The sequence below is a fragment of the Euzebyales bacterium genome (genome assembly GCA_036374135.1).
Taxonomy (GTDB): domain Bacteria; phylum Actinomycetota; class Nitriliruptoria; order Euzebyales; family JAHELV01; genus JAHELV01.
The window spans coordinates 1-21,559 of record DASUUK010000001.1 but is presented as its reverse complement, the minus strand read 5'-3'; the positions used below and the strand labels follow the sequence as shown (position 1 = coordinate 21,559).

Below are 21,559 nucleotides of genomic sequence, written 5' to 3'. Positions count from 1 at the left end.
GTCACGGCTCCACCCGCACCTCGTCTCCGCCGGTCATGCCCGACCGGTGCGCGGCTTCGAGCAGGATGACCGTGCGCCGCGCCTGCGCGGGTGTCACGGCGAGCGGTTCGCCGAGATGCAGGTGGTCGGCGAGGTTGCGGTGGAACGGGTGCACGGGAGCGGCCGGCAACGCCAGCCGGGTCTCGCTGATGCCGACACCGGGTTCGCTGCGCGCCAGCAGCAGGTCGGCCGGCGCCTCCGCGTGGTGGTGCTCGGTCACCGTGTAGCCCTCATGGGCGTCGACCATCTCGGTTCGCAGCGGCCGGTAGTGACCGACGAGCGTGCCGCGTGTGCCCTGGACGTAGAACTTCGGCCGTCGGACCGCAGCCAGCGTCGAATCGACGAACTCCGCCTCCCGGCCGTCGTCCCAACGCAGCCGCACGCGCAACTGATCGGCGTTGGTGACGTCGTGCCACACGCGCTTGTGTCGCGTGGTCTGGACGCTGACGGGGAAGTCGCCGAGCAGTTGGAGCATCCAGTCCAGGTGGTGCGCGCCCCAGTCGTACACCGCGCCCCCCGACACGGACATGTCGGAGTGCCAGGCCCGGCACGGATGCTCGAACCCGCCGACGAACGTCTCGACGTTGAAGACGTCGCCCAGCAGGCCCTCGTCGATGACGCGACGGATCGCCAGGAAGTCCGGATCCCAGCGCCGGTTCTGATGGACGGTCAGCACCCGGTCGCCGTCCGTGGCCAGCGCGAGCAACGCGCCGGCGTCGGCGGGGGTCAGGCACAGCGGCTTCTCGACGACCACGTGCTTGCCGGCGCGCAGCGCGCGGGCCGCGACGTCGGCATGCGACACCGGTGGCGTCGCGACGACGACCACGTCCACGCCGGCGTCGGCGAGCAGCGCGTCCGCGTGCGCGTGCACGGTCGCGGCGGGGAAGTCCTCAGCGGCCTCGGTCCGCCGACGCGCGTCGGTGTCGGCGACCGCCGCGAACCGCAGTCCGGTCGTCGCGTCGCTGGCCGCGCCGTGCCGGTAGCCGAACGCACCGTAGCCCACCACGCCGATCCCGACGGTGTCACCGGCCGTCGTGGGAGGCCCGCGCAGGGCGCGGGCGAGCACGGTCGCCACCTCACGGTTGCCCAGCGCTGAGCGGTGGCCGAGGCCGGCGACGGTGACGCTGCCGGCACCGCGGTCGTTGCGGGTCACCACGTCGACCGGACGCGAGCCGACCCGCGTCCGCAGGACCGTACGTGCGCCGTCGCCCGTCAGCGGTCGGACAGCGTCGACGACCGTGATCTCGCGGTCGACGCGGACGGTGGTCGCGTCGCCGTCGGGGCTCAGCACGTACTCGGCGCGTGGGAGCGCTCGGTCGACCCGCACACCCGTGAGTGCGGGCCAGGCCGCGTCGGTGGGCGGTGCGCCCAGCACGAGCAGGCGGCCACCACGCGCGACCCAGCGGTCGACATGGTCCACGTCGATCTCCGCGAGTGCCGTACCGTCGATGATGGCCGCGTCGGCGCCGTCGAGCGCCGCGGTTCCTGCGTCGAACGTGACGGGACCACCGTTCGCCAGCGCGGCCAGCCGCGCCCGCCGCTCGGCATCGGCGGAGTCCGTGATCACGATCGTGCGCCGGTCGCCGCTGCTCACCTGCCAGACACTAGCGCACCACAATCCGGTCGCTGCGTACCGCACAGGGGTCACGTCGGCACCGGCCGGGCAGGATCGCACCGGCGCTCCGTCGGGCGCCTGCGACCCTGTGACGACGACGGCAAGGAGCTGCGGTGGCCGAGCAGACGTGGGAGCACGCACTGGACGTCGAGGCGCTCGTGGGCGAGTTGTCGCTCGAGGAGAAGGCAACGCTCGTCATCGGATCGGACATGTGGCACACCGCCGCGGTCGACCGCCTCGGTGTGCCCCGGATCATGGTCTCGGACGGCCCACACGGCATGCGGGCCCAGGTCAACGACGCGGGCGACTTCGACGTGTCCAACAGTCTGCCGGCGACCTGCTTCCCGACGGCTGCGGCGCTGGCCAGTTCGTGGAACCCGGATCTGTTCGCTGACGTGGGAGCGGCGCTCGCGCTCGAGGCGCGCAGCATGGGGGTGTCCGTGGTCCTCGGCCCGGGCGTCAACATCAAGCGGTCCCCGCTGTGTGGACGCAACTTCGAGTACGTGTCGGAAGACCCGTGGCTGGCGGGCGAGCTGGCGACCGCGATGGTCAACGGCGTGCAGCGGGAGGGCGTGGGCACGTCGCTGAAGCACTTCACCGCGAACAACCAGGAGCACGACCGCATGCGCGTCAGCGCCGAGATCGACGAGCGGACGCTGCGGGAGATCTACCTCCCGGCGTTCGAGCGCGTCGTGACCCAGGCGCAGCCGTGGACGGTCATGTGCGCCTACAACAGGATCAACGGCACCTACGCGTCGGAGCACGTCGGCTGCTGACCGAAGTGCTGCGTGAGGAGTGGGGGCTCGCCGGACTGGTCGTGTCCGACTGGGGCGCGGTCCACGACCGGGTGGCAGCGCTGCGCGCGGGTCTGGACCTGGAGATGCCACCCCACATCGGCGTGAGCGACGCGGCGGTCGTCGCGGCGGTGCGATCGGGTGAGCTCGACGAGGCCGTGCTCGACGCCTCCGTGCGGCGGGTGCTCCAGCTCGTCGACCGCTCGCGGCCGGCGTTGGACGATGAGGCCACGTTCGACGCCGACGCCCCATCACGCGCTGGCGCGGCGGGCGGCGCACGAGGCGGCCGTGCTGCTGCGCAACGACGGCGGCGTGCTGCCGCTGCGTCCAACCGCCGGTGAGACGCTGGCGGTGATCGGTGAGTTCGCACGCACGCCGCGGTTCCAGGGCGCGGGGTCCTCCCTGGTGAACCCCACACGTGTGGACGTCCCGCTCGACGAGCTCACGGCAGCCGCCGGGTCCGAGGTCGATGTGCGGTTCGTGGCTGGCTTCGGGCTGGGAGACGACGACACCGACGACGAGGTGCTCCGCGCCGAGGCCGTCGAGCTCGCCCGCGTCGCGGACCACGTCGTCGTGTTCCTCGGACTGCCCGCCGCCGACGAGTCGGAGGGCTACGACCGCGCCGACATGCAGCTGCCCGCCGTGCAGGTGGCGACGCTCGCCGCCGTCGCCGACGTGCACGACCGCGTCGTCGTCGTGCTCGCCAACGGCGCGGCCGTGCGCACGTCGACCTGGGACGATCGTGTCGCGGCGATCCTGGAGTGCTGGCTGTCGGGGCAGGCCGCGGGCGGCGCCGTCGCCGACCTGCTGCTGGGCGAGGCGAACCCGTCAGGCAAGCTGGCTGAGACGATCCCGCTGCGACTGCAGGACAACTCGGCGTACCTCAACTTCCCGGGTGACCGGGGCGTCGTCAGGTACGGCGAGGGTGTGTTCGTCGGCTACCGCGCGCACGACGCGCTCGATCAGCTGGTGAGCTACCCGTTCGGGCACGGGCTGTCGTACACGACGTTCGCGATCGACGATGTCGCGGTCGCCGTCAACGGGTCCGTGGCGGACGGCGACCTTGCGGTGCGGGTGACGGCGACGGTGACCAACACCGGCGATGTCGACGGCGCGGAGGTCGTGCAGCTCTACGTCGGCGACGACGACGCGTCGGTGGCGCGCCCGAAGCGCGAGCTGAAGGGTGCGCGCAAGGTGTGGCTGGCCCCCGGCGAACGGAAGCAGATCGCCGTGGACCTCGACGAGCGCGCCTTCGCGTTCTGGTCGATCGACTTGGACCGGTGGGTCGTGGAGGCCGGCGACTTCACCATCGCCGTGGGCGCGTCGTCCCGCAACCTCGCGGCCCAGGTCTCCATCACCCTCGACGCGCCAGCGATCACACCGCCGCTGTCGGCCGCGTCGACGCTCGCGGAGTGGCTGGACGATCCGCAGGGACGTGCGCTGCTGGCCAGGTTCGTCGGTGACGACGCCTCCGGTGGAGACGGTGCCATCGACCGGGAGTCACTGGCGCTCATCGACGCGATGCCGATGCGGACCCTCGCGGCGTTCCCCCACACCGGCTTCGACCGTGCGCAGCTCGACGCATGGCTGCGCCAGCTGCGCGCGACGTGAGGGGCGGGCCGAGGTGCCCGGCGTGAGCCGCGGTACGGCAGGCGGCCGTGACCGGTGCGCCGCCCGGTCCTCACCCGAGCGCGGCGGGTGCGACCTCCGTCATGAACGCTGCGACCTGATCGACCGCGTCGGTCACCGGCCAGACCAGCAGCTCGTCGAGCCCGGCGTCCGCGTACGCGGCGACGAGCTCGGCGACCTGATCGGGCGTGCCGATCGGCAGCCGGCCACGCAGCTCGTCGACCGGGCGCCGAACCGTCGGCGCGACGCGATCCCGCAGCACGCGCTCACCCTCGGCGACGGTGTCGGTCAGGCACAGGAACCCCGTCGCCAGCACCGCGGGGAACGTCGTCGCGTCGCGTCCGTGGGCGCGTAGCGTGTCGTCGAGGCGGGCGCGTCCGGCCGTGAAGCGCTCCGGCGTGGTGTTGTAGGCCGAGGCGAGCCAGCCATCGGCCAGGCGGGCGACGCGCCGGAGTCCGGCGTCCGAGCCCCAGCTGCCGATCCACAGCGGTGGCCCGGGGCGGCGCACCGTCCGCGGCGTGATGGCCACGTCCGTCGTGTCGTACCAGCGGCCCGCGACAGGCGCTGCGTCGTCGCGCAGCAGGCCCCGCAGCGCCCGGGCCGCCTCGTCGAAGCGGGGCCAGCGCTCGTCGAAGTCGATGTCGACCGCCTCGTAGTCGCGCGGGGACGAACCCGGCCCGATGCCGACGACCACGCGGCCGCCGGACAGCACGTCGAGCGCCGACATGGTCTTGGCGAGGGCGACCGGGCCGCGGATCACCGGCAGCGCGACCGTGGTGGCGAGCGCAAGGTCGCCGCTGGCCGGCAGCACCGCGGCGATCGCGGTCGGCCCGTCGAGCCACGGTGCGCCGAACAGCAGGTGGTCGTTCACCGCGAGCGTCCGGTAGCCGTGCGACGACGCGGCGCGCGCGACGGCCGTCAGCGTGTCGAGTGTGAAGTGATCGCCGTCGCCGAACCCGATGATCGGCAGGTGGACGCCGAAGCGCATGGTGCCGGCTGCCCCGGCGGGAGGTGTCGGCATGTGGGTCTCCGTGGGTGGTCGACGCGGGTGCGGGTGTCCGAATCTCGGTGGCGGCGCCACGATCCTGATGGATCATGGGCGGTCGGAGGGACACAATGCTGGACAGGATGCGCCTTCCCACCGGCATCGTGACCTTTCTGTTCACCGACATCGAGGCGAGCACGCGCCACCTCGCTGCGGACCCTGAGGCGTACCCGGCGATCATCGCCGCTCAGCGCCAGTTGATCGCCGCGGCCGTGGCGGAGCACGGAGGGGTGGTCGTCGCCCACGACGGTGACGCGTGCTTCGTGGCGTTCGGCGATGCCACCGCCGCGGTGGAGGCAGCGGCGCGCGCGCAACAGGCATTGATCGAGCACCGCTGGCCGAACGATGACGTACGCGTCCGGTTCGGCCTGCACACCGGTCCGACCGAGCTCGCGGCCGGCGACTACTACGGCCTGGCCGTCCACACCGCGTCGCGCGTCGCCGACGCCGCACACGGCGGGCAGATCCTGCTGTCGGAGGCCACGCGCGCCGCCGGGTTGCCGGTCGGATGGACGTGCCGGGACCTTGGCCTGCATCGGTTGCGCGGCATCGACGAGAAGGTCAGGCTGCACCAGCTCGAGGGCCGTGGCCTGTTGTCACGGTTCCCGGCGCCGCGGACCGTCGCACCGGCCCGCACACTGCACGTGCCGACCACCTCCCTGGTTGGCCGGCAGTCCGAGACGGACGCGGTCGCATACCTCGTACAGCGTCACCGCATCGTCACGCTGCTAGGCCCCGGCGGCATCGGCAAGACCAGGTTGGCCATCAACGTGGGCTCACGCGCGACGGGTTCGTTCCCGGACGGTGTCTGGTTCGCCGACCTCACCCGGGTCGACGACCCTGACGCGGTCGGTGAGGCGATCGCCGAGGCGGTCGGTGTCGCCGTGGGAGGTGTCGGGGCGCTGTCGGCGGTGGCCGAGTACGTCGCCGACAAACGCGCGCTGCTGATCGTCGACAACGTCGAGCACGTCATCGACTGCGCGCCCGGCGTCGCCGCACTCATCGACGAGACAGGTCAGCTGTCGGTGCTCGCCACCAGCCGGGAGCGGATGCGACTGCATGGTGAGCACGTCTACGAGGTCGAACCGCTTGATGTGGGTCGTGGGCGCGACGCCGAGCGACTGTTCGTCGAGCGGGCACGGGCGGTCCGTCCCGACTTCGCGCTCGCCGACGAGCAGCGGGAGGCGGTCGCGGAGATCTGCTCACGTCTGGACGGTCTGCCGCTCGCCATCGAGTTGGCCGCCGCCCGGTGCCGGGCGCTGGAACCCGCGCAGATCGCGGCGCGCCTGCGCCAGCGACCGCTGGTGCTGGCCGGCGGGTCGCGCGACGTGCACGCGCGTCAGCAGACGATCCGCAGCACGATCGAGTGGAGCTACCAGCTTCTCACACCTGACGAGCAGGCGGTCCTCGCGCGCCTCGCGGTGTTCGCGACGCCGATCCGACCGGATGCGATCGACCACGTGCTCGGTGACGCTGTGGCCGATGATCTGGACGCGGCGCTCGAGGGACTGATCGACAAGAGTCTCCTCCAGCAGCGTCCCGGACCGGACGGCGGGGTCCGGTTGCGGATGCTGGAGCTGGTCAGGGAGTTCGCGGCCGAACGCCTGGCCGAGCTCGGCGACGGCGCCACGTTGCGCGGCCGTCACGCCTCGCACTACACGACGTGGGTCGAGCGTGCAGCCGGGGACATGCTGCGGTCGCGGCCCGACCACTGGGTGCGGCGCATCGACGCCGAGTTCGCCGACGTCGATCGCGCGTTCGAATGGAGCATCAAACATCGGCCGACCGATGGTGTGCGCCTCTTCGGTGCGCTCGGCTTGTTCTTCCACCGGACCGGGATGCTGCACGTCGCGGACCGCTGGATGCGGGCTGTTCAAGGTCTGACGGCGGAACCCCAGCTCGACGCGCGGCGGGCGATCTCATGTGCCTTCGTCCATTTCGGGCTCCTCGACTTCGAACGCGCCCGCAGCGCGGTCGAGCACGCCAGGGCGGTGTCGCACGAGACGGGTGATCTGCTCTACGAGGCCTACGCGACGATCGATCTGGCGCACACGTACCTGGGATCGCGCGCGGACCACGAACGTGCGCTCGCACTCGTGCGGCGCGGTGCCGACCTCGCGCATGCGGCCGGTGCGCCGACCCTGGTCGGCATGGCGCGCAACATCGAGGGTGAACTGTCACGCGTCCACGGCGATGACGACACCGCCGACGCCGCGTACCGCTCGGCGATCGCGCTCGCACGGGTGATCGGCGACCACCAACGCGACGCGGTATGCCACGGCAACCGCGTGTACATCGCGACACGGCGGGGCGCCCTGACCGAGGCATTGGAGTTCGCGCGATACGCCGTCATGCACCACCAGCGCCACGGGCACCGGAACCAGCTGCCGTGGGTGTCGATTGCGCTCGCCGGCGTGCTGATCCGACAGGACCGTGTCGCTGACGCAGCGATGTTGGTCGCGTCGGCCGAGACGGCAGCCCAGCGGCTCGAGCTGCACGAGATGGCCGGCGACATCGAGGAGAACGAACGCATCCGCGCGCTCATCGCCGAACGGGCCGGCGACGACCTGCCACGCTGGCACGCCACGGGCCGCACGACACCGCTCGACGAGGCGCTGCGCATCGCTCTCGGCCCACCGCCCCAGGCTGCGTCCGCCGAGCAGGAGGTCCCGCTACGACCGATGGGCGCCCCGGGACTGTGATGTGGGTGGTCGTCACCGATCGCCACGGGGGCGTCGGCCCCTAACGTGGTGCCGGCGATCACCATGAGAAGACCCCCACATGATCCACGTCCGGCGCACGACCCGGGCGCCGTCGGTGCGGTGACCGGCTCCCGGTTCAGCACACCGACGCCGTCCGGGCGATCCCGGCCCACCCGGCGCGCGTCGGCGTCGCTGCGTGTCCGCACGGCGACCCCGGAGGACGTTGCGCCGCTGACGGACCTGGCGGAGCGGAGCTTCGTCGCCGCGTTCGGCTCCGACAACGATTCCGACGACGTGCGGCGGTACGTGGCCGACGCATTCTCACATGACCGCATCGCGACGGAACTGACCGCCGTCGGATCGTGGTTCCTGCTCGCGCACGATCATGACGACCCGGGCGGGCCGGCGGTGGGCTACGCCAGGCTGCTGCGCGGTGACCACGATCTCGTCGGCGGGCACAGACCGATCCAGTTGGTGCGTCTGTACGTCGCTCCGGAGAGGATCGGCCGTGGTGGTGGCGGCGCCCTGATGGCGGCGTGCCTCGACCACGCCGCGCGGCTCGGGTGCGACAGGATGTGGCTGGGCGTGTGGGAGCACAACACCCGGGCGCAGCGCTTCTACCGGCGGTGGGGGTTCCGGCGCGTCGGAGACCAGTCGTTCGTGCTCGGCGGTGACGCGCAGACCGACCACGTGATGGTGCGCCCCGTTGCGGGGTGATCGCCGGCGGCGGCTGCCCCCCGCGTAGGACCGGCCGGCGGGATGGGTGGTCCGCGTGGTCGAACCAGTCGCCGGCGTGCAGGACGCACAGGGCGTCGTCGCCGGGTCGAACCGCTCGTTGCGGCCGGCGATCTGCATCGGTGTCCCGTCCGGGTCGGTGCTCGGCCTCGCCGCGTATCCGACGCTGCCGTCGGCCGCGGCCGTCCCACGAGTCGATCCGGGCCGTCGGCCATCATCGCGAAATCTACGCGACCCGCCAACGTGCGGTGATCTTCACCCGCCGGCAGCACGGCGCGCCCGGCGCTGTGCGCGCGTCGGGTTCACGGCACGCGGACCCACCTGGTCGACACGGCGACCCGCCGGTATCCGAGTGTCCGGTACAGCGGCTCGCCGGTGGGCGTCGCGACCAGGACGCTCGGACGTCCCGGCACTGCGGCGGCCGCCGTGGCCGTCATCGCGGCGCCGAACCCGCGGCGGCGGTGGCTGGTTTGCACCGCGATCCAGTACACACCGACGTGGTCGGCGTCCGTCCAGGCGACGGATGTCGCGACCGCTGTGCCGTCGCACGTGCCGAGCCACATCCGAAAGGCGGGCATGTCCAGGACGGCATCGGTCCACAGCGGCCTGGGTTGACGGCCGGTGAGCGGGAACGCCTCGATCAACGTGCGCTCGAACGTCGCGAGTTCGGCGGGGGTCTCGACCGCGCTGACGTGCAGGTCATCTGGCCGCGCGACCGCCGCCGGCGTCTCACACAGCAGGATCGGCAGGCTCTCGAGCGCGGTGAACCCGGCAGCGCGCCATGCGAGCCGTCCCCAGGGGTCCTCGAGCATGTAACCGGTGGGGTCATCGCCGTAGAACGCGTCGAGCATCTTGACGACGACCGCAGGATCGGCCGTCCGCCCCGCGACGGCACGGCGGTGTGACGGTTGCCGGCTGTCGACGGCGGTGACCGCGGGTTCGCGAATCACCGGCCACCGCGCGGCCTCCGCGATCGACGCCCACATCGTGGCGGCGTTGGCTGCGGCGGCCTTCGAGCCGGCGTGCGTCTCGGTGTCCATCGGTGCGGCGCTCCGTGCAACACTGCGAGCATGGAGTCCGACGAGCTGCCGTACGCCGACGCGGACGTCGACGCCGCCGCCGAACGGCTCCGCGCGATCTTCGACCGTCTGCCGGAGGTGACCGAACGCATCAGTCATGGCGCGATCGCGTTCTTCGTGCGCGGTAAGCGTACCGTCGCCTACGTGACATCCGATCACCACGGCGACGGGATGCTCGCGTTGGTGTGCGCCGCGCCGGCAGGTGCCCAGGACGACCTGGTGCGCCAGGAGCCCGACCGCTTCTTCCGTCCGCCGTACGTCGGTCACCGCGGTTGGATCGGCGTGCGCCTCGATGTCGACGTCGACTGGGACGAGATCGCCACGATCGTCGAGACGTCGTACCGCTGCGTGGCGCCGAAGACGCTCGTGCGTCGGCTGGACGGCGGGTGACGCCGGGCCGGCGGGCCTGACGGCACCGCTGTGACACCACGCGCCGCGCGCGTCCGCAGTCTGCGTACGTATCACCGGCGGCGTTCGTGCCTCCTGCAGGCACGATGCCTCTGTCTTCCCGCCAGATCATTGGCCACCGCCTCCGCCCCGGGATGGTGGTGCTGTTGTCGTTGCTGCTCTCATCGCTGCTTTCTCCGGCCCTCGCCTCGGCTGTCACCATCCCGCCGGAAGGGTCGAGCCCCGCCCTGACGGCCACGCCGTCAGATGGTGACTTCGGGGATGTCGAGGTCGAGCACGAGGCTGAGCGCGTCGTGGAGATCCACAACTCGGGGCGCGCGGATCTGACGATCGAAGCGGTCGTGCTCGAAGGAGCGCCCGAGGGTCTGGACATGGCCGACAGTTGCAGCCAGCGTGTTCTGGCGCCGCGGACCGACGCATGCAGGATCACGCTGACCTTCGTGCCCAGCGCCGAGGGGGCCTTCGAGGCATGGGTGTATGTCGACTCCAACGATCCCGACGGGCAGCGTGGGATCCCGTTGACCGGCCGCGGCGTCGCGGTTCCACGGTTGAACGTCGTTCCGGAACAGATCGACTTCGGCGACGTGGTGGTCGGCGACGAGCCGCGGATCGACGTCGAGGTACGCAGCGTCGGGACGGCTGATCTCGAGGTCGGCGATGTGCTGCTCGACGCGAGCCCGAGCGTGACGCTGGCCGATGACAAGTGCACCGATCGGGTGCTGGCCCCGACGGAGACGTGCGTTGCCACCGTGGGGTTCGCGCCACGCGAGTCCGGCAGCGTCGGTGGCGTGGTGGTCGTCGTGTCCAACGACCCCGCCGGCGCACCCGAAGTGCGCGTGACCGGTCGCGGGATCGAACCGACCGTTCCCGTTCTTCGACTGGAACCATCAAGCCTCGACCTCGGTCAGGTCAGCGTCGGCGACACGGTCGATCGCGACGTGACGGCGTTGAACGTCGGCACCGCCGAGCTGTCGATCGGCCGGATACACCTGGAGGATGGCGGCGACGTCGTGACCGTCGCGCGGAACCGCTGCAGCGGGCGGACGTTGCCGGTCGGCGGATCATGCGGCGTCACCGTGCGCTTCGCACCGGAAGAGGCAGGACCGACCGGGACGAACCTACGGGTCGCGTCGAACGACCCGAAGACACCACACACGATCGACGTGCGGGGCACAGCGGTCCCGGCTCCCGAGGGCAGGCTCGAGGTGTTGCCGGATCCCGTGGAGTTCGGCGAGGTCCAGATCGGTGAGGTAGGAGTGGTGACGGTTCGGGCCACCAACGTCGGAGACGGAACCGTGACCATCACCGACGCGGCGGTCACCAGGACCGACGACGTTGCGCTGACTGTGCCGTCGTGCAGCGTCGCGCCGGTACTGGACAACGAGTCGCTGGCCGCGGTCGCACCTGCGGCGTTCGTCGCGATGCCGCGTGTTGTTGAGCTGGCACCTGGCGAGTTCTGTGACATCGAGCTGCGGTACGAGCCGTCATCCGTCGCAACGCTCGATGCGGTGCTGGTCGTGTCGCTGACGGATCCGAACGGCCGGCAACGGGTGCCGCTGACCGGTCGAGGCGTCGTGGCACCCACCGAGCCCCGTGCCACGGTCATCCCCGATCCGGTGGACTTCGCCGAGGTCGCGATCGGCAGCGATGCCACAACGTCGGTGGCGGTCACCAATGCGGGCGGCGGGGTCCTGGCGGTGCGCGTGCCACGGGTGGACGGCAGCAGCGAGGTGACGATCGTTGCCAACGACTGCGACGGTGCTCGTCTGCGCGCCAACCAGTCGTGCACGTTCGGAGTGGTCTACGCGCCCGTGTCGGTCGGCGCGCTGGACGGGGTGACGCTGGTCCTGTCATCGAGCGACCCCGCGGGTGACCGCGTCGTACTCGCGAGGGGCACAGGTGCCGCCGCCCCGGTCGGGCGGTTGGCGCTGCCGGACGGACCTGTGGACTTCGGTGACGTGGCCGTCGGCGAGGCGGTGGATCGCACCGTGTCAGCGGCCAATGACGGCGACGGCGAACTGACGATCGGGGACATCGCCGTCGACCCCGAACCTGTCGCGGTGACGGATGTGCGATGCCCAGGCCACCGGCGGGTCCTCGCACCTGACAAGGCGTGCGAGATCGATCTGCGCTACGAACCGACCGTCGAGGGTTCGCTCGATGGGGCGCTGGTCGTGGCCTCGTCTGATCCTGATGGGCCGGATCGAGTCCGGTTGGTGGGCAATGCGGTCCCACCTCCTCCGCCACCGCCGCCGCCACCGGTCGGGCCGAGGTTGCTGGTCAGCGATGACACGCTCGACTTCGGCGAGGTGCCGTTCAGCGCCTCGTTCGAGCGGGTCATTGTGGTCCGCAACGTCGGTGACGCGCCGGCGCCGATACACGGCGTCGATCTGCGCACGGAGCGCGGCGGGTTCGTGCTGACACGTGACCGCTGCACGCGGGAGCGGCTGCGCCCGGGCGCGTCGTGCGAGGTGTCGGTGAGGTTCTCGCCGACGGCCGCCGCCACGTTCAACGCCGAGCTCTCGATCGCCGCCGTCGTCGACGACCCGCCGTCCGTGCTGCTGCGCGGCACCGGGACCCGTGTCGACGATCCCGAGCCGGAGCCACCGGACGATGAACCGGATGATGACGGGCCGGGTGACCCCACCGAACCGGCGGGACCGGTCGACGACGGCGGTGACGGCCGGGAGGAACAGGACACCTCGCCGGTCGACGATGCACCGACGACGACGATCCGCCCGGATCTGTCGGCGGTGGCGGCAGCGCTGGCGCTGGCCGCGCTCGTCGGGACGCTGCCGCTGACGGTGCCGGATCAGCGACCGCGATGGGTGCGGCGGCATCTGAGCGTGCGGTTGCGCCCCGCGGCCGCGCCCCGCGTGGCGATCGATGACCGCGGCAGGCAGGCGCGCACCGTCCGTCTGGCTCCGCGCCCGGGTCCGGGCAGCCAGTCGATCGATGAGGAGGCAGAACCATGGTGACCGACGTGAACACACCCGCGACCGTGCGGCTGACCGTCGCGCGGTTCCTGTTCGACCGCGATACGGAGGCCCTCGATCTGGCGGCCAGGCGCCTGGTCGACAGCGGCGCGGTGGCGCGTCTCGGACGTGGCCTGCCGACGCTGTCGCCGCGCGCAGCCGACCTCGTCGGGCGCCGCATCGCATCCGTCGCGGCCCGTGCCGCCGACATCGACGTGGGCGCGGTCGCCATGAACGCGTGGTCCAAGCACCGGGCGCTCGTCGACGCTGCCTTCCGCACACTCGAGGACGCGGGCAGCGAAGCGCTGGTCCACCTGTCGACACACACGGTCAACTCGACCCATGAGCCGCACGTCGACGTGCTCGTCGACGAACTGCGGATCGGAACGGTCCCCCTGGTGATCGAGCTGGAACTGGTGGTCCACAGCCTCGCCGCGACGGTGCGTGACGGTCACCTCGCGCGGCTCGACACCGGTCGCTGCGAGCTGGGGGCGCGGTTGCTGTGCCACGGGGTCGTGCTGGCGCACAGGGAGGACGAGCTCGACCACGTGCTCGAGATCCCGCTCGGTGCCGGGATCGCGCTCGCAGGCCCCCGGGCCCTGGCCGCGTGACCGCGCGCTACACGCGGCGGGGTGGCGGCGTTCCGGATCGGTTCTGACGGGCCGGGTCCGCATCCCGTGATCCGGTGGCGCACCGATGTGACGGGTACCCGGTCCGGGCATGGCGGGTGCGCCTGCACGGACGTGCAAGACTGCACCGCCATGACGGTGGTTCATCCGAGGCGGGACCGCGGCACCCGGAGGGACCTGATGGTGGACGACGAAGCGATGACGAGAGGCGTCGACAGCACGCTCGCGCTGCTGCGGGAAGGCTACCGGTTCATCTCGCAGCGTTGCGACCGTTACGGCAGCGACGTGTTCACGACTCGCCTGCTCTTCGAGCCGACCATCTGCATGCGGGGTGCGGCGGCGGCCGAGGTGTTCTACGACAACGACCGATTCACGCGTGCGGGCGCCGCGCCGGACCGGCTGGTCAAGACGCTGTTCGGGGAGGGCGGCGTGCAGGCGCTGGACGGTGAGGCCCACCGCGTGCGCAAGCAGCTGTTCCTGTCGCTGATGACCCCCGACGGCATCGAAGACTTCGTCCGACTCGCGGACGAGCAGTGGCGCGCGGCTGCGGTGCAGTGGGAGGCGCAGGACCGGGTGGTGCTGTTCGACGAGGCGATGCGGTTGCTGACCCGCAGCGTCTGCAGGTGGACCGGGGTCCCGCTCGCCGAGTCCGAGGTCGATCGGCGGGTCGCCGACTTCGCGGCGATGATCGACGCCGCCGGCGGCGTCGGCTACCGCTACGTGCGGGGCCGGATCGCGCGTGAGCGCGGCAACCGCTGGGCGGAGGGGCTGGTGGATGACGTCCGCGCCGGCCGCCTGAAGGTGGACGACGACACCGCTCTGGCACGCGTCGTCGCGCATCGGGACGCGGACGGCTCGCTGCTCGATCGTCACGAGGCCGCCGTCGAGCTGCTCAACGTGCTGCGACCGACGGTGGCGATCGCGCGCTACATCATGTTCGCGGCGATGGCACTGCACCGTGACCCGGCATCGGCGGTCCACCTGCGTGATGAGCCCGGCGACGTCCGGTTCGTCGACGCGTTCGTGCTCGAGGTGCGTCGCGACTACCCGTTCTTCCCGTTCGTCGTCGCCCGCGTGCGTCGTGACTTCCACTGGCGCGGCCACCGGTTCGACGAGGGCACGCGGGTGCTGCTGGACCTGCACGGCACGAACCACCACGCGGCGTTGTGGTCCGATCCGCAGCGGTTCGCCCCTGAGCGGTTCCTGGAGCGTGAACCCACACCCTTCGATCTCATCCCGCAGGGTGGCGGGGACCATTTGCACAACCATCGCTGCGCGGGCGAGTGGATGACCAACGCGGTCCTGCGTCACGCGACCCGGTTCCTCACGTCGCGCATCCGCTATGAGGTGCCCTCGCAGGACCTGACCATCCGGCTGTCGCGTGTGCCCGCCGTACCGCACAGTCGCTTCGTGATGAGCCATGTCCGTCTCCTCGACTGATGTCGACGTCGTCCGCGGTGATCCGGGTGCACAATCGTGGATGTCGGTGAACGTTCGACCGGTCGGTCGGCGCGGATGCAGCGGGTGCCGGGTGTGAGGCGCACGCCACCGCGTGTGAGGAGACCGTGCGCAACGCGGTACAGGGGGTTCGGTGCGACGGCTGCGGGGACTGTTCCAACAGTACGTACCCGGCGACGAGGCGTTGCTGCGGCTCGCGCGGCTGCGCTTCGAACAGGCCGGGCTGGGGGCCGAGCTGTACGCCGGACATCCGGCCGAGCTCGACCGGATGCTGGCGTTCGCGCCGACCGCCCATGCGCCGCCGACGGTCCACCTCGACCGGCGGCTGAACCTGCTGGTCGACCGGGACCGTGAGGTGGTCGCCGACTTCGTCAGGCGCTACGACGGGCGGGTCGACGGGTTCATCGTCCATGACCAGCCGCAGATGGACGTCAGGACCGAGGAGCTCGTGACGGCTGCACGCCGTCTCGACGCTGACCTGCGTGGCCACCGATCACTGATCTACATCGAGTACGCGGCGGGGCACCGCCCCGCCTGGTTCCGCGAGCTCGGTGCGCGACTCGCCGACGTCGCGCGCGTCAGCCTGTGCATCGACATCGGCCACGTCGGCGTGCACCAGGCGCACCGCGCCCTCGCGCAGGCGCTGCCGGATGTCACGTTCACGGACCTGCAGCACGATGCCGGCCTGCTCGCTGACCACATCGATGTCGTGCAGTCGACGGTCGACGCGGCGCTGCCGACGGTGCTCGGGATGGTCCGTGGCCTGGCACGCACGGGCACGCCGCTGCACCTGCACCTGCATGACGGGCATCCCTTGATCCCCGGCGTGTCCGACCACTTCAGCTTCCTCACACAGGTCCCGCTGCCGTTCCCGTATCGGGGGCGGCTCGCGCTCGACACGATGTACGGCCCGGCCGGCCTCCGCGCGATCGTGGACACCGTGGCCGCGACGACGTGGCCGACTACTCCGTCACTACTGCTGGAGATCCACCAGACGGACGGCAGGCGGCCGCTGAACGATGCCGCCCACCTGTTCGGCCACTGGCGGGATCTGACGAACGCCGAGCGGACCAACCACTGGCTCGCGGTCCTTGCGGAGAACGCCCGCCTGCTGTGAGGCGCGGATCGGGCACGTGAGGGCGACCGGCATGCGGGCGGCTGGCGGCCCCGGTGGGCTGTGGGCTTGCGGGCCGGGTAGCGGCCCATCTCAGCGGGGACGATCCGTACGGATCGATCCGATTCCAGGTGGAGGCAGCCATGTCCACTCCGGCACTGGAGGCCGTGCTGCTCGACATCGACGGTGTGCTCGTCGCCTCCTGGCAGCCGGTCGACGGGGCCGCGGATGCCGTCGTCGCGCTGCGATCGGCCGGCTACCACGTGCGGTTCCTCACCAACACGACATCGCGTACGCGCGTATCGATCGGTGACGCGTTGCGCGGCGCCGGCATCGAGGTGGATGACGATGAGATCGCGACGGCGACCAGCGCGACGGCGGCGCATCTGGCCAGCGAGCATCCCGGACGGCGGGTGCTGCTGCTCAACGACGGGCCGACCGACGACCTCGGTGACATCCCGCTGGTCGGCACTGACGACGATCCGGAGGTCGTGGTGCTGGGCGGCGCCGGCCCTCCGTTCGACTGGGAGACGCTCAGCGATCTCGCCGCACACGTCGCCGAGGGCGTCCCGTTCGTGGCGATGCACGGGAGCGCGGTGTGGCGGACCGCAGACGGGCTGCGCCTGGACACCGGCGCGTTCGCGGCGGCGTTCGAGGCCGCCACCGGCATCGCGCCCACGATCGTGGGGAAGCCGGCACCTGCGATGTTCGTCGACGCGCTCGCCGACCTCGGGTGCGAGCCCGTCGCTGCGGTGATGGTCGGCGACGACGTGACCGCCGACGTGCTCGGAGCCCAGCGTGCGGGGCTGACCGGTGTGCTGGTGCGGACCGGCAAGTTCCGTAGGGAACTGCTCGACGCCGCCCACGGGACGCCCGACCACATCGTGGACTCGATCGTCGATGTGCCGGGCCTGCTCGAGGCGATCGGTGGGCGCTGAGCCGGTTCGATGGTGGCGTGGCCCGCGCGGGCGACCCGGTCGCTCGCCGACCGACCGAAAGGGTCTGGTCAGGCGCCGTCTGCACGTGTTACACCTGGCTCGGACAGTTGTCGACTCGGGGGCGTCAGAGGTGTCTTCACGTACCGTTCGCACATTGATCTGCTCGTTGACCACCGTCCTCATGCTGTGCGGTGCAGCGCTGCCGGCCGCGGCCGACGCGCCGGTCAGGACCATCGAGCCGTTCTCCGGATCGATCAGCGACGACGGCGACGTGTGCGGCTTCCCGATCATCTGGGAGTTCACAGGCGAGGCGCGGGCGCTGCGGTTCTTCGAAGACGGCCAGTTGGTCCGGTTGCAGGCGCTCGTGCAGGAGTCCGGCACGGTCACCAACCTGGACACCGGCGAGGTCGTCGAACTGCCACGAACCGCCTTCTACGACCGCTTTGACCTCGGCGACGACGGGTCGGTCATCGAATCGGTCAGCGGTCTGTCGATCCGCGTGACCGAGGGTGGCGACCCACTGCTCGACGTCGGACGCTTCGTCGTCCGCTTCGACACCGCGGAACTGCTGCAGTCCAGCGGACAGCACCCGATCCGGGAGATCAACCCGTTCTCGATCAGCGATCCGGCGCTGCTCGGCGGGTTCTGCGACCTCTTCGTCTAGGCGGCCGACGGCGCGGACCGGGTGCGCGTGCGGGTGACTGTCGATCGCCGCGTGAGCGGTCCGACATGGCCGTTCGGGTGCGGTGGTTACGACAGTTCGGCGACCCACTGCGGTACGGTACAGACGCAGCGCAGTGAATCTCTTCACAAGCGCTGTGGATTGCAGATTTTTTCTGTGGATATGACGCCGCAGACCTGTTGACGAGCGTGTGTACAACGTGGCTCACGCTGTGGATTGTGCAGGTCAGTCGGCTTGTGGATAGCGCACGCGACGAGTCGTGCGCCGATTTGCGTGCCCTGACATCGCCGCCCACACTCACCGGTTACGGAACTCGTGTGGCCTGCGGGCGGTTCGCAGGTCGACGATGCCGGCGAACGACGGCGTTCCGAGACTTTGGCGACGCCGCATTCCTCGATCAAGGAGCGTTCCGCGGTCCCGTTTCGACTCGAGAGAGCACGCAGATGAAGAGCTTGCAGCGCACGGTCAGGAACCAGCAGGTGATCGTCGCACTCCGCCGGTGCATCACACCGCGGTGCGACAACCCCACCCCCAGCTTCTACTGCGACGACTGCTGGGAACAGCTGCAGCCGTCGAGCACGCCCGCGTAGCGAGAGCGCGTTTGCGGCGGGCGGCCCGCCGCAGCACGATGACGGCATGCGGATGCTGTACGTGCTGCGGCACGCCAAGTCCAGCTGGGACGACCCCACGCTGGCCGACCATGAGCGGCCGCTCGCGCCGCGCGGAACGCGTGCCGCACCGCTGATCGGCGATCACCTCCGGCGGGTCGGGATCGCTCCGCAGGTGGTCCTGTGCTCGTCGTCCCGGCGCACCCGGCAGACCCTCGACATGCTCGGTGATGTCGTCGCGCACGACGGCGAGGTCAGCATCGAGGACGACCTGTACCACGCGACGGCGGCGACGTTGCTCAGGCGGTTGCGCGTCGTGCCCGACGCCGCGTCCGACGTGCTCATGATCGGGCACAACCCGGCGCTGCAGCAGTTGGTGCTCATGCTCGCCGCGTCGGGTGGATCGCGCGCGCAGGTGGCGCGCAAGTTCCCGACCGCCGCGCTGGCCACGCTCCGCGCGGCGGTCGATCGCTGGGCGGACCTCGACGTCGGACGTGCCCGCCTCACCGGCTTCGTGCGACCCAAGGACCTCGGGACCGGCGTCTGAGCACGTGGTGTGACCCGGGGCCCGGCGGGTCACATCAGTAGCACCCCGGCGCCCTGCACGCGGTCGTGGGCGAGATCGGCGAGGGCCGTGTCGGCGCGGTCGAACGTGTACGGCGTCGTGGTCACCTGGATGCCGATGTCCGAGGCCGCCTGCAGGAACGCCCGTCCGTCGTCACGTGTGTTCGCTGTCGTGCTGATGATGCGTCGTTCCTGGAACAGGTGGCGCTGGTAGTTCAGCGGTGGGACATCGCTCAGGTGGATGCCGGCGATGACGAGGGTGCCGCCGCGGTCGAGTGCCTCGAGCGCCGGCGGGACCAGCGTGCCGACCGGCGCGAACAGCACAGCCGCGTCGAGGGGTTCGGGTGGGGCGGCGGCAGCGGCCTGCGCCGACGCGCAGCCGAGCGCCAGCGCGCGGTCGCGTGCATCGGCGTCGCGGGTCATGACATGCACGGTGGCACCCTCGTGCAGCGCGACCTGGGCCATCAGGTGTGCGCTGGCGCCGAAGCCGTAGATGCCGAGGCGGCGCCGGCCGGTCGCGCTGGAGCCGAGCGCGGTCTGCCGCAGCGCCCGGTAGCCGATGATGCCAGCACACAGCAGCGGGGCCGCATGTTCGTCGTCGAACGCGCCGGGCAACCGGTACGCGTACGCGGCCGGCACCACACACCGCTCGGCGAAACCGCCGTCGGCGTCCCAGCCCGTGAACGTCGGGCGCACGCACAGGTTCTCGGCACCGTTGGCGCAGAAGCGGCAGGTGCCGCACGTCGACCGCAGCCAGGGAACCCCGACACGGTCGCCGACCGCCGGTGTGTCGACTCCGTCGCCGACGGCGTCCACCCGCCCGACGACCTCGTGGCCGGGCACGACGCCCGCACGGCGGGGCGGCAGGTCGCCTTCGGCCAGGTGCAGGTCGGTGCGGCACACGCCGCACGCGGACACGCTGAGACGGATCTCACCGTCGGCGGGGTCGGGGATCCCACGCTCGACCAGGCGCAGGGGCCGGTCGTCGATCGGCGCGGGCCGCTCGACGATCCACGCTCGCATGGTGTCGCGCATCGCGCCTCCGGTCAATCGATCCAGTAGCGACGCTTCGGTGGCCCGTCCGCGGTCGTGACGGCCGAATTCGAGGACTCCGCCGAGGAGCGTGTTGGGAACCAACCAGCGGGAACCCGCTCGCCCCGCCGACTGGCTGCGCGCAGGGCCAGGTGCTCGCGCCACGGCATGCCGACCGTTGCCGCCGTCGTCCGCCTCCATGCGCCCCAGCCAGACCGCGCTGTTGGTGCACATACCGTAGCTCATCGACCTGTCGACACCCGGCGACGGCGCGGTGGTCGATCGATCTGCCTTGCGCACGAGGGTCCGGAGGTCGATCTCGGTGGCCCGCGGGTCACCTGGTACTCGCGCGGGTCACCGTCGCCGGGCGACGGTGCCCCCGATCATCCCCGCGAGCGCGCTCATCGCCAGCCCGAGCCCGTTGGGCACGGCCAGTGTCACTGCGGCGACCGTCGCGCCCACTGCAGCCGCGACGACGGTCGACCGGTCACGCAACTGGCCGACGAGCAGCGCCACCAGCGCCGCAGGCACGGCGAACGACAGGTCGGTGTCGCTCGGGACGATCGAGCCGAGGAGCGCGCCGACCAGAACCATTGCGGTGTAGACCGCGCCGATCAGTGTGCCCTGCGCCAGCCAGAACGCGCGGAACCAGGCTGGGTCGCGTTCGTTGCGGGCGGCGGCGAGCGTGAACGTCTCGTCGACGATCATCCACGGGCCGAGCCACCGGAACCACGTCGGCTGGTCACGGAAGCGGTGCGCCAGTGCCGCCCCGTACACTGCGTACCGCGCGTTGATCACCATCGCGACGCTCGTGGCGACCAACGCGGTCCCGCCTGCGTCGAGGACCGAGACGGCTGCGAGGTGAGCCGAGCCGGCATACAGCGCCGGCGCCATGACCACGGCCAATGCAGCGGGCACGACCGATGCATCGATCGCGACGCCGAGCACCACGGCGAACGGGATGACGGCCGCCGCGACCGGCGCCATGGTGCGCAGACCGGCCCGCGCGCCGGCACGGACGGGCGTCGGCGATCGTGGGCGCCGGCGGGCGACGCGCCCGCCCGCGACCGTTGTGCAGTCGTCCAGTGCGACGGCCATCGTCGGATCCTCGTCATGTTGGCGACGTGCCCGCCCGCTCACGGTGGCGGAACGGTGACAGAACGCTAGGGCCGGAGTCGGCCCGCCGGATCGGGGGCGTCTGCCCACATCGGCGTGTCGAACCGCCCATGTCGTCGGGGGTCGTCGCGACCCACGGTGGACGCGCGCGTTGCCTCAGCTGGGCGCAGCACCACCGGATCCCGTGTCCCTCGGCGTTGCCGGGGTCGTGCGCGGCAGTCCGAGCAGCGCCTCAAGCATCTCGTCGATCAGTTCGTCGGGCGGCGGCCACCCGAACCGCGGTCTGGCGTGGCGGAGGCCGGCGATGCCGTGCAGGGCGGCCCAGGTGTGCACCGCCATCCGCGTCGGGTCGCCCGGTCGTACGGCGCCGTGCTGTTGTGCGGCGGAGATGCCATCG

The 21,559-nt window shown here is 71.4% G+C and carries 20 protein-coding genes; 14 read left to right on the top strand and 6 right to left on the bottom strand.

Going from position 1 to position 21,559, the window contains the following annotated elements; genetic code table 11:
* Position 1: 1 nt before the first annotated feature.
* The gene (locus tag VFZ70_00100; protein HEX6254187.1) at positions 2-1,633 is read right to left on the bottom strand and encodes a Gfo/Idh/MocA family oxidoreductase; all 1,632 of its coding nucleotides are present in this window, start codon (positions 1,631-1,633) and stop codon (positions 2-4) included.
* A 134-nt stretch (positions 1,634-1,767) separates the two neighbouring features.
* Between VFZ70_00100 and VFZ70_00095 the strand changes: the two genes are divergently transcribed.
* Genes VFZ70_00095 through VFZ70_00085 form a run of 3 tightly spaced genes read left to right on the top strand, consistent with a single transcriptional unit; the run spans position 1,768 to position 4,059 of the window.
* Positions 1,768-2,430, top strand: coding sequence for a glycoside hydrolase family 3 N-terminal domain-containing protein (locus VFZ70_00095; protein HEX6254186.1), 663 nt, complete (start codon positions 1,768-1,770; stop codon positions 2,428-2,430).
* Positions 2,376-2,789 (top strand): glycoside hydrolase family 3 N-terminal domain-containing protein, encoded by a 414-nt coding sequence (locus VFZ70_00090; protein HEX6254185.1) that lies wholly within the window; start codon positions 2,376-2,378, stop codon positions 2,787-2,789. The genes VFZ70_00095 and VFZ70_00090 overlap by 55 nt, the downstream gene beginning before the upstream one ends.
* Positions 2,737-4,059 (top strand): glycoside hydrolase family 3 C-terminal domain-containing protein, encoded by a 1,323-nt coding sequence (locus VFZ70_00085; GenBank protein ID HEX6254184.1) that lies wholly within the window; start codon positions 2,737-2,739, stop codon positions 4,057-4,059. The genes VFZ70_00090 and VFZ70_00085 overlap by 53 nt, the downstream gene beginning before the upstream one ends.
* 70 nt (positions 4,060-4,129) lie before the next feature.
* Here VFZ70_00085 and VFZ70_00080 read toward each other — a convergent pair whose 3' ends face one another.
* Positions 4,130-5,098 carry an LLM class flavin-dependent oxidoreductase gene (locus VFZ70_00080; protein ID HEX6254183.1) on the bottom strand — a complete coding sequence of 323 codons (969 nt, stop codon included), beginning with the start codon at positions 5,096-5,098 and terminating at the stop codon, positions 4,130-4,132.
* 95 nt (positions 5,099-5,193) lie between these two features.
* Between VFZ70_00080 and VFZ70_00075 the strand changes: the two genes are divergently transcribed.
* Positions 5,194-7,824 (top strand): adenylate/guanylate cyclase domain-containing protein, encoded by a 2,631-nt coding sequence (locus VFZ70_00075; GenBank protein HEX6254182.1) that lies wholly within the window; start codon positions 5,194-5,196, stop codon positions 7,822-7,824.
* A gap of 120 nt (positions 7,825-7,944) precedes the next feature.
* The gene (locus VFZ70_00070) at positions 7,945-8,541 is read left to right on the top strand and encodes a GNAT family N-acetyltransferase (protein ID HEX6254181.1); all 597 of its coding nucleotides are present in this window, start codon (positions 7,945-7,947) and stop codon (positions 8,539-8,541) included.
* 320 nt (positions 8,542-8,861) lie between these two features.
* Here VFZ70_00070 and VFZ70_00065 read toward each other — a convergent pair whose 3' ends face one another.
* A complete protein-coding gene (locus VFZ70_00065) occupies positions 8,862-9,599 on the bottom strand; it encodes a GNAT family N-acetyltransferase (protein ID HEX6254180.1) in 738 nt (245 codons plus the stop codon).
* Between the two features lie 30 nt (positions 9,600-9,629).
* Between VFZ70_00065 and VFZ70_00060 the strand changes: the two genes are divergently transcribed.
* The 9 genes from VFZ70_00060 to VFZ70_00020 all read left to right on the top strand — a co-directional run bounded on the left by VFZ70_00060 (position 9,630) and on the right by VFZ70_00020 (position 18,997).
* Complete coding sequence (locus VFZ70_00060) at positions 9,630-10,028, top strand: MmcQ/YjbR family DNA-binding protein (GenBank protein HEX6254179.1); 399 nt, start codon at positions 9,630-9,632, stop codon at positions 10,026-10,028.
* 104 nt (positions 10,029-10,132) lie between these two features.
* On the top strand, positions 10,133-13,024 hold the full coding sequence (locus VFZ70_00055) for a choice-of-anchor D domain-containing protein (protein HEX6254178.1): 2,892 nt from the start codon (positions 10,133-10,135) through the stop codon (positions 13,022-13,024).
* Entirely contained in the window at positions 13,018-13,632 is a 615-nt protein-coding gene (locus VFZ70_00050) for a hypothetical protein (protein HEX6254177.1), read from the top strand. The genes VFZ70_00055 and VFZ70_00050 overlap by 7 nt, the downstream gene beginning before the upstream one ends.
* A gap of 216 nt (positions 13,633-13,848) precedes the next feature.
* Positions 13,849-15,090 (top strand): cytochrome P450, encoded by a 1,242-nt coding sequence (locus tag VFZ70_00045; protein ID HEX6254176.1) that lies wholly within the window; start codon positions 13,849-13,851, stop codon positions 15,088-15,090.
* Positions 15,091-15,241: 151 nt separating this feature from the next.
* On the top strand, positions 15,242-16,225 hold the full coding sequence (locus tag VFZ70_00040; protein ID HEX6254175.1) for a hypothetical protein: 984 nt from the start codon (positions 15,242-15,244) through the stop codon (positions 16,223-16,225).
* Between the two features lie 140 nt (positions 16,226-16,365).
* Positions 16,366-17,160, top strand: a complete 795-nt coding sequence (locus VFZ70_00035) for an HAD-IIA family hydrolase (protein ID HEX6254174.1) — start codon at positions 16,366-16,368, stop codon at positions 17,158-17,160.
* Between the two features lie 166 nt (positions 17,161-17,326).
* The gene (locus tag VFZ70_00030; protein ID HEX6254173.1) at positions 17,327-17,824 is read left to right on the top strand and encodes a hypothetical protein; all 498 of its coding nucleotides are present in this window, start codon (positions 17,327-17,329) and stop codon (positions 17,822-17,824) included.
* Positions 17,825-18,285: 461 nt separating this feature from the next.
* Positions 18,286-18,432: a hypothetical protein gene (locus VFZ70_00025; GenBank protein ID HEX6254172.1), complete on the top strand. Its 147-nt coding sequence runs from the start codon at positions 18,286-18,288 to the stop codon at positions 18,430-18,432.
* Between the two features lie 46 nt (positions 18,433-18,478).
* Complete coding sequence (locus tag VFZ70_00020) at positions 18,479-18,997, top strand: histidine phosphatase family protein (GenBank protein ID HEX6254171.1); 519 nt, start codon at positions 18,479-18,481, stop codon at positions 18,995-18,997.
* Between the two features lie 29 nt (positions 18,998-19,026).
* Here the strand turns inward: VFZ70_00020 and VFZ70_00015 are convergent, their stop codons facing one another.
* The 3 genes from VFZ70_00015 to VFZ70_00005 all read right to left on the bottom strand — a co-directional run.
* Positions 19,027-20,049 carry a zinc-dependent alcohol dehydrogenase family protein gene (locus tag VFZ70_00015; GenBank protein HEX6254170.1) on the bottom strand — a complete coding sequence of 341 codons (1,023 nt, stop codon included), beginning with the start codon at positions 20,047-20,049 and terminating at the stop codon, positions 19,027-19,029.
* A gap of 351 nt (positions 20,050-20,400) precedes the next feature.
* Positions 20,401-21,144 (bottom strand): AzlC family ABC transporter permease, encoded by a 744-nt coding sequence (locus VFZ70_00010; GenBank protein ID HEX6254169.1) that lies wholly within the window; start codon positions 21,142-21,144, stop codon positions 20,401-20,403.
* A 174-nt stretch (positions 21,145-21,318) separates the two neighbouring features.
* The coding region (locus tag VFZ70_00005) for a TetR-like C-terminal domain-containing protein (protein HEX6254168.1) at positions 21,319-21,559 on the bottom strand (241 nt) is incomplete at its 5' end.